The following is a 422-nucleotide window of genomic DNA, read 5'->3' on the forward strand; positions in this document are numbered from 1 at the left end:
GAACCGGTTGCCGTACGGGCTCTCTGCCTATGCGTTCACAAGCAGTGCGCGTACGGCCATCGATGCAGCGGACGGCCTCGAAGCCGGCATGATCGGCATCAACCAGTACCGCATCGTTTCGACCGAACTGCCGTTTGGCGGCATGAAGGAAAGCGGCCACGGCTCGGAAGGCGGCACCGAGGGCATCGAGTACTACCTCACGCACAAGTTCATCAGCCAGGCTTGAAAGGAGATCGCCATGTCTCATACGCATTTCGATAGTCCGCGCGAAGCCGCGCGTGCGTTCACGCCGACGCTCTCGGCATTCATCGACGACACGCTCTATCCGCGGATCTGGAGCGATCCGACGCTCTCGCCGCGCGACCGCAGCCTCGTGACTGTTGCCGCGCTGATCGCGGGAGGCCATCTCGACGAGTTGCCGG

General features: G+C 63.0%; 2 protein-coding genes. Both read left to right on the plus strand.

What is annotated here, in order from left to right; all coding sequences use genetic code 11:
• Positions 1 to 226 (plus strand): aldehyde dehydrogenase family protein (locus SB816_RS29955; RefSeq protein ID WP_410547985.1); only part of this gene is annotated, 226 nt, incomplete at its 5' end.
• Between the two features lie 12 nt (positions 227 to 238).
• On the plus strand, positions 239 to 422 hold a 184-nt coding region (locus SB816_RS29960; protein ID WP_410547986.1), incomplete at its 3' end, for a carboxymuconolactone decarboxylase family protein.

It is taken from the genome of Achromobacter sp. SIMBA_011, from assembly GCF_046535435.1.
In the GTDB taxonomy this organism is placed as follows: Bacteria; Pseudomonadota; Gammaproteobacteria; order Burkholderiales; family Burkholderiaceae_B; genus Achromobacter; species Achromobacter dolens.